At 40.8% G+C, this 7,237-nt stretch carries 7 protein-coding genes, 7 tRNA genes and 1 rRNA gene; all 15 read left to right on the forward strand.

Going from position 1 to position 7,237, the window contains the following annotated elements:
- The first annotated feature begins 151 nt into the window (after positions 1 to 151).
- The gene (locus tag ACFPOH_RS11610; RefSeq protein WP_342471072.1) at positions 152 to 553 is read left to right on the forward strand and encodes an anti-sigma regulatory factor; all 402 of its coding nucleotides are present in this window, start codon (positions 152 to 154) and stop codon (positions 551 to 553) included.
- A gap of 15 nt (positions 554 to 568) precedes the next feature.
- Positions 569 to 1,567 carry a PP2C family protein-serine/threonine phosphatase gene (locus ACFPOH_RS11615; RefSeq protein ID WP_342580543.1) on the forward strand — a complete coding sequence of 333 codons (999 nt, stop codon included), beginning with the start codon at positions 569 to 571 and terminating at the stop codon, positions 1,565 to 1,567.
- Between the two features lie 74 nt (positions 1,568 to 1,641).
- A complete protein-coding gene (locus ACFPOH_RS11620) occupies positions 1,642 to 1,986 on the forward strand; it encodes an STAS domain-containing protein (protein ID WP_342471074.1) in 345 nt (114 codons plus the stop codon).
- Positions 1,973 to 2,446 carry an anti-sigma B factor RsbW gene (rsbW, locus tag ACFPOH_RS11625; protein ID WP_342471075.1) on the forward strand — a complete coding sequence of 158 codons (474 nt, stop codon included), beginning with the start codon at positions 1,973 to 1,975 and terminating at the stop codon, positions 2,444 to 2,446. Before ACFPOH_RS11620 ends, rsbW begins: the two co-directional genes overlap by 14 nt.
- Positions 2,421 to 3,203 carry an RNA polymerase sigma factor SigB gene (gene sigB, locus ACFPOH_RS11630; RefSeq protein ID WP_342471223.1) on the forward strand — a complete coding sequence of 261 codons (783 nt, stop codon included), beginning with the start codon at positions 2,421 to 2,423 and terminating at the stop codon, positions 3,201 to 3,203. Before rsbW ends, sigB begins: the two co-directional genes overlap by 26 nt.
- A gap of 186 nt (positions 3,204 to 3,389) precedes the next feature.
- Positions 3,390 to 5,579, forward strand: a complete 2,190-nt coding sequence (locus ACFPOH_RS11635; protein WP_390309776.1) for a Tex family protein — start codon at positions 3,390 to 3,392, stop codon at positions 5,577 to 5,579.
- 140 nt (positions 5,580 to 5,719) lie between these two features.
- Positions 5,720 to 6,187 carry a SprT family protein gene (locus ACFPOH_RS11640; protein WP_390309777.1) on the forward strand — a complete coding sequence of 156 codons (468 nt, stop codon included), beginning with the start codon at positions 5,720 to 5,722 and terminating at the stop codon, positions 6,185 to 6,187.
- 193 nt (positions 6,188 to 6,380) lie between these two features.
- A tRNA-Asn gene (locus ACFPOH_RS11645) sits at positions 6,381 to 6,455 on the forward strand.
- 1 nt (position 6,456) lies between these two features.
- Positions 6,457 to 6,528 (forward strand) — tRNA-Glu (locus tag ACFPOH_RS11650).
- Between the two features lie 12 nt (positions 6,529 to 6,540).
- Positions 6,541 to 6,616 (forward strand) — tRNA-Asp (locus ACFPOH_RS11655).
- A gap of 11 nt (positions 6,617 to 6,627) precedes the next feature.
- Positions 6,628 to 6,702 (forward strand) — tRNA-Gln (locus ACFPOH_RS11660).
- Between the two features lie 9 nt (positions 6,703 to 6,711).
- A tRNA-Lys gene (locus tag ACFPOH_RS11665) sits at positions 6,712 to 6,783 on the forward strand.
- 64 nt (positions 6,784 to 6,847) lie between these two features.
- A tRNA-Leu gene (locus ACFPOH_RS11670) sits at positions 6,848 to 6,933 on the forward strand.
- A 36-nt stretch (positions 6,934 to 6,969) separates the two neighbouring features.
- A tRNA-Gly gene (locus ACFPOH_RS11675) sits at positions 6,970 to 7,043 on the forward strand.
- A 120-nt stretch (positions 7,044 to 7,163) separates the two neighbouring features.
- Positions 7,164 to 7,237, forward strand: a 16S ribosomal RNA gene (locus tag ACFPOH_RS11680); the annotation flags it as partial.

Raw genomic sequence — 7,237 nt, forward strand, 5'->3', positions numbered from 1 at the left:
TAGGGATTTTTGAGTGTGTGGTTACCTCATAAATACCCTAATTTTAAGGGGGTGGCAAGTTTTTTTTATATAAAACTAGTTATACCAACAAAAACGTAAGTTTTATTAAGTAATTTTTGACAATACGGGAAAATCAATGGGGGTGTTAAAAATGAGAGATCACCCGACAGTAAAGATTGTGACAGAATTAGATATTGTTGCTGCACGTCGATTAAGTCGCTATATGGCGAAAGAGATCGGATTTGGAGTTGTTGATCAGGCGAGAATCGCCACTGCCACCAGTGAATTGGCAAAAAATATATATTTATATGCCACCACAGGCGAAATTATTGTAGAGAAAATAGAGAAAGACGGGCAAAAAGGGATTGCCATAACAGCGATAGATAATGGTCCAGGCATTGCGAATCCCCACAAAATACTGGAAGACGGTTATGCAAAATCAAGCAGTCAAGGCGCCGGACTTCCAGGTGTAAAGCGATTGATGGATTCAATACAAATCAACTCGGAAATCGGTAAAGGAACTGTCATCAGGATTGAAAAGTGGGTGAAATAGGGGAGTGTATTCTTCTTGAAAGAATTGAAAGTTCAGTACGAAAAAGTGTTGTCAGATTATCTGTTGAATCAAAATGAGAGCAATTTATATATTGGCCAAAATCTGGTGCGGGAATTAATGAGAAGCAATGTTTCACCGGAAGATTTGGTCAGCATTCATAAACAATCGATGGAAAATATCGTTCCAAACCTTCCTGAATCCGTTTCGAATTCTTTCGACTTTTTAATCGAAGTGATGGTTCACTTTGGGCTCAAGCTGAAGGAACACCAAAGTCTATTATTAAAGCAGGAAGAAATCCGGATCGAAATGGAAATAGCGGCAAAAATCCAAAATTTATTGCTTGAAACGAAAATTCCAAAACCAAATGGACTCGATATCGGAATGGTTTCTGTGCCGGTCCGGAAAATGAATGGGGATTATGTCCATTTTATGCATGATGACGGAAACTATTTCAGTGTTGCGGTGACAGATGTGGTTGGAAAAGGTGTGCCGGCAGCACTGTGCATGTCCATGGTGAAATATGGGTTGGATACGTTGGAATATGCAAACAATAACCCATCTTATGTACTTGAAGTGCTGAATCGCATCATCGAAAAAAGTGTCGATGACAGCATGTTTGTATCGATGTTCTATGGCCGGTATGATTTGGAGAACGATATCTTCACTTTTGGTTCAGCCGGCCATGAGCCTGCACTCTACTATAATTCTAAAGATCAAACTTTTTCAGACCTGGATTCCAAAGGATTGTTGCTGGGAGTATTGCCTGAAATCAAGTATTCCCAAAAAGACATTCATCTATCAGAAAACGATTTTATCATTTTGATTACAGATGGGGTGACAGAATTCAGAAATATGGACAATTTTGATTCCCGCGCCTATATCAAAAGGCTGGCGAAATCGTTAAGCCATTTAAGCGCACAGGAAATGTGCAACAAGATATTTGAAAATTTGAATAAATTGCATAATTTTCAATTGGCGGATGATTTTACGATTGTTACTATTAAAAAATATTAAAAGGTAATATATATTCAGGTTTAATCACTAAGAATTTTGGGAAAGGTACTATAGTCAATTTGGAGGTGTCCTGGATGAATGTCAACGTGCAATTTCGGGAAGAGGAAAATAGAATTTATGGAATTATAGAAGGGGAAATTGATACTTTCACGGCTCCTATTTTAAGAGATGAGCTGGATATTATTTCGATCAAGGAAAACATGAACATTGAATTGGACTTATCAAAGGTTACTTATATGGATAGTACAGGATTGGGTGTGTTTGTTGCATTTTATAAGAAGGTATTGAAAGAAAATGCCAATTTAAAGTTGGTACGCCTATCTGGTCGCTTAGCCAGACTTTTTGAAATCACAGGGCTGAGTGAATTAATGGATATTGAAACTGATAAAAAGGTGGAACCTGCAAATGAGTGCATTTGACTATGTAGAAATTCGAATACCTGCTAAACCGCAATATGTAAGCGTCATTCGTCTAACAATCTCCGGATTAGCTGCCAGATTAGGTTTTTTGTACGATGAAATAGAAGATATGAAAATCGCGGTGAGCGAAGCGGTCACAAATGTGGTGCAGCACGCCTATCAAGGTGTGGATGAGGGGGAAGTTGTTATCGGATGCGCATTGTACAAGGACAAAATGGAAATTATGGTCTCCGATTACGGCAATGGGTTTAATTTTGAGGAAATTAAATCAAAAATCGGACCATATCGGGAAGATGAAAATATCTCAAGTTTACGCGAAGGTGGACTTGGCTTTTATCTAATGGAAACTTTAATGGACGAGGTGAGAGTGAACAATGAAGGTGGAGTTACTGTTTTCATGACGAAATTTGTCGCAAGAGAGCAGGTGAATGAAAATGTCCACAAGATCCCAATCACTTAGACCTGAAGAAGAAGTCATTTCCGACATCCTTGAATATCAAAAAAACGAAGATGAAGAACTTCTGACAAAGATAGTCCTTTATTATGAAGATTTAGTGGAATCCATTGCTAAAAAATATTCGTACGGAAAATCTCTCTATGATGATGTGTATCAAGTAGGGATGTTAGGGTTATTGGGGGCAATCAAACGCTACGATCCTTCTCTCGGAAAAAAATTTGAGGCTTTTGCCATCCCTACAATCATAGGTGAAATCAAACGTTTTTTGCGGGATAAAACTTGGGATGTGCACGTTCCACGACGCATAAAAGAACTGGGACCGAAGATCAAAACAGCAGTTGAACATTTGACGATTAAGTTGCAACATTCTCCATCCATACCCGAAATCGCAGAATACTTGGGCGTTGAAGTGGAAGAAGTATTGGAAGCGATGGAAATCGGCAAAAACTATCAAGCTTTATCGATTGATCATTCCATCGAATCGGATACGGACGGAAGCACTGTGACATTATTGGATATGATTGGACAGGAAGATGATCGCTATGAACTGACCAACAAAAGGATTGTCTTTTCCGAAATCATCAATGTATTATCCGAACGGGAGAAGAAAATCATTCAACTCACCTTTTTGGAGCAATTAAGTCAAAAAGAAGCCGGTGAAATGTTGGGAATATCTCAAATGCATGTTTCCCGAATCCAGAGAAAGGCGATTGAAAAATTAAAAAGTGCCATTGCGACAAACAGTAGCGTTTCAATTTGATAGTTTCATAGATTGTGGACAAGCCTGCTCGTTTATTTTTGGAGTAGGCTATTATTTTTTTTGCAAAAATGCGTATGACAGCTATCTTCACTAGTACAGCAGAGATGATAATGTTACAATAACCTTGTCTATTTCCAAATTTGATTATTATATCGGAAGGCTGTAACGTAGAAAGGCTGTGGAAAAATGGATGAAAAGCAAATGTTTCAATTGATCGCAAAGGATACGAATGTGAAACCATCCCAAGTGGAGGCGGTCATCAAGCTGTTGGAAGACGGGAACACCGTGCCGTTTATAGCCCGTTATCGTAAAGAAGCAACGGGTTCCCTTGACGAAGTGCAAATTAAATCAATTGAAGAACGGTATCACTACGTACAACAACTGGAGCAAAGAAAAGAAGAGGTCATCCGGTTAATTGATGAACAGGGAAAACTCACGGAAGAACTGGCCGCTGAAATCCGGGCAGCTACAATACTGCAGCGGGTGGAAGACTTATATCGTCCATACAAACAAAAACGCCGCACGAAAGCGACCGTTGCAAAAGAACGGGGGCTTGAACCGTTAGCGGATGAATTGATGAAATTTGGGATGGATCCGATAGAAACTCTGGCAAGTCCATTCATGAACGAAGAAAAAGAAATATTGACGGTGGAGGATGCCATCAATGGAGCCAAAGATATTTTGGCGGAGCGATTCTCTGATGATGCCAAAGTCCGGGATTTACTTAGAAAGCTATCATGGAGGGAAGGGATTATTACTACCTCCGTAAAAGATGGGGAAAAAGATGAGAAGAAAGTATTTGAAATGTATTACGAATACGAAGAACCAGTCAGAAGCATCGTTCCCCATCGAACGCTCGCCATCAATCGGGGAGAAAAAGAAGAAGTGTTGAAAGTGTCCATTCATGTACCATTGGACAAAGCGCTGCAAATCATGGAGAAAGAATGGATTCCATCAAAATCAATCTCCCCTTCAATTGTACCGGTAAAAGAAGCGATTGAAGACAGTTATAAACGGCTCATCCAACCTTCCATCGAGAGGGAAATTCGTAATGAGTTGACAGAAAAGGCAGAGGCTCAAGCAATCCATATTTTTTCAGAGAATTTGAGAAGCTTGCTTTTGCAACCGCCAATGCGCGGCATTACTGTGCTTGGGGTGGACCCTGCTTATCGGACTGGATGCAAATTGGCCGTTGTGGACGAAACCGGGAAATTGCTGGAAGTGTCAGCAATCTATCCGCATCCGCCTGTATCGAAAGTGGAAGAGTCGAAAGCGATAGTAAAGGCGCTGCTAGATAAATATCCCATTGATATCATTGCGATTGGCAATGGTACGGCATCAAGGGAAACCGAACAATTTATTGCAGATGTATTAAAAGAAGTGGATCGGGATGTATCTTATGTCATCGTCAATGAAGCAGGAGCTTCCGTATACTCCGCTTCCGAAATTGCACGGGAAGAGTTTCCGGATTTGCAGGTTGAACAGCGGAGTGCCGTATCCATTGCACGACGTCTTCAAGATCCGCTGTCCGAACTTGTGAAGATTGATCCAAAAGCGGTGGGTGTAGGCCAATATCAGCACGATGTATCCCAAAAGAAACTGGCGGAATCATTGTCGTTTATTGTTGAGACGGCCGTAAACCAAGTGGGAGTGGATGTAAATACCGCATCGAGCTCACTATTGCAATATGTATCGGGACTTTCGAAAACAGTGGCGGAGAATATAGTTAAAATGCGCATCGAAAATGGGAAATTTACATCCCGCACCCAGTTGAAGAAAGTGCCAAGACTTGGCGCGAAAACATATGAACAAGCGATCGGGTTCTTGCGCATACCAGACGCCAAAAACCCATTCGATGCAACGGGAATTCACCCGGAAAGTTATGAAATAGCGGAAAAAATTCTTGAACTTTGCGGTTTATCCAAAAATGATATTGGCACCGAGAAATGTGAGCAGACTTTAAGCGACGTTAACATTAATCAGTTAAGCGAGCAATTGGGCGTTGGCGAAATTACGGTAAAAGATATCGTTGATACATTAATGAAGCCGATGAGGGATCCCCGTGATGAGTATCCGCAACCGCTGTTAAAAACAGATGTATTAAAAATGGAAGATTTGAAAGCGGGAATGGAATTGCAAGGAACTGTCAGAAACGTTGTTGACTTTGGAGCTTTTGTTGATATCGGTGTGAAACAGGACGGCCTTGTGCACATTTCAAAATTGAAAAAAGGAAGGGTCAAACATCCCCTTGACGTCGTTTCATTGGGAGACATTGTGACGGTTTGGGTTGAGAGAGTGGAGATCGAAAAAGGAAGGATTGCTCTAACAATGATACCGCCGGAAAAGCAAACCGTTGGAAATGAAGAAGCAAACTAAAAAATCAATGTCCGTTTTCACATTGCTTGATATGTTAAAAGGTGAGGTGTCTAACAAATTAGGCACCTCTTATTTTTGGTATGCTAACATTATTGCAGATAATATTATTTATGATATTGAGAAAAAAGATGGTGAAGAAAATGACGGATCAGGAACTTCAACTATTAGTGGAACAAATGTCTTTGGAATACTTTGGGCGCCGTTTTTTACATAAAGCATATTTTAATCCCCGATTGAAAACGACTGGCGGCCGGTATTTGCTGAAAAGCCATAATATTGAATTGAACAGAAAATCATATGAACTCTTTGGCATGGAAGAATTGAGGGGCATCATACTTCATGAACTTTGCCATTATCATCTTCATATTCAAGGAAAAGGGTATAAACACCGGGATAAAGACTTCCGAAATTTAATGGCAAAAGTCGGGGCACCGAGATATTGTTCCAGAATTGAAGAAAGCTATCGGAAACACAAAACGGTGCATCTGTACGAATGTGCAACTTGCCATCAACAATACATACGAAAGCGAAGAATGGATGTCAGAAAATATAGTTGCGGCATTTGCCGAGGGCCATTAAAAAAAGTGAGCGAATTTAAGAAGAATTAACTTTACAACATTAATTTTTCGTGGTAAATTAATTAGCGTTGTCGCAAGATATACTTTATAATAATGCTTAGAAAATATGGGGAATATCAAAGATTTTTCCGAATGAATAAATGAAAAAAGTTGTTGACTTTTATATAGACAGTCATTATAATAATAAAAGTCGGCAGGGAAAACCGATAAATAAAATCATTATTCCGAAGTAGCTCAGTGGTAGAGCAATCGGCTGTTAACCGATTGGTCGTAGGTTCGAATCCTACCTTCGGAGCCATGGCCCCTTGGTCAAGTGGTTAAGACACCGCCCTTTCACGGCGGTAACACGGGTTCGAATCCCGTAGGGGTCATCTTGTTTTTACGGTCTCGTGGTGTAGCGGTTAACATGCCTGCCTGTCACGCAGGAGATCGCCGGTTCGATCCCGGTCGGGACCGCCATTACAAGTTATTGGGGTATAGCCAAGTGGTAAGGCAACGGATTTTGATTCCGTCATGCCCAGGTTCGAATCCTGGTACCCCAGCCAACTAAATATGAGCCATTAGCTCAGTGGTAGAGCATCTGACTTTTAATCAGAGGGTCGAAGGTTCGAGTCCTTCATGGCTCATTTTTTTAAAAAATAATTGACAAATCCAAATGGATATGTATAATTAATAAAGCCACCGATAAATGCGGTCGTGGCGGAATGGCAGACGCGCTAGGTTGAGGGCCTAGTGGGGGCAACCCCGTGGAGGTTCAAGTCCTCTCGGCCGCACCAATTGAATGCGCGTTATTTCAAATCAAATAATAATATGCGGGTGTAGTTTAATGGTAAAACCTCAGCCTTCCAAGCTGATGTCGTGGGTTCGATTCCCATCACCCGCTCCATTTTTGTCTTATGAACCTTGAAAACTGAACACCGAAACGTTAATGTTATAAATTTTCCAATTCGTTGACCCTCGTTGACGGATTGGATACGGACAAAAGTTTGAGCTAATCAAATTTTCTTTTATGGAGAGTTTGATCCTGGCTCAGGACGAACGCTGGCGGCGTGCCTAATACATGCAAGTCGAGCGGACCAA

The sequence above is a fragment of the Ureibacillus suwonensis genome (assembly GCF_042655065.1).
Taxonomy (GTDB): Bacteria; Bacillota; Bacilli; order Bacillales_A; family Planococcaceae; genus Ureibacillus; species Ureibacillus suwonensis.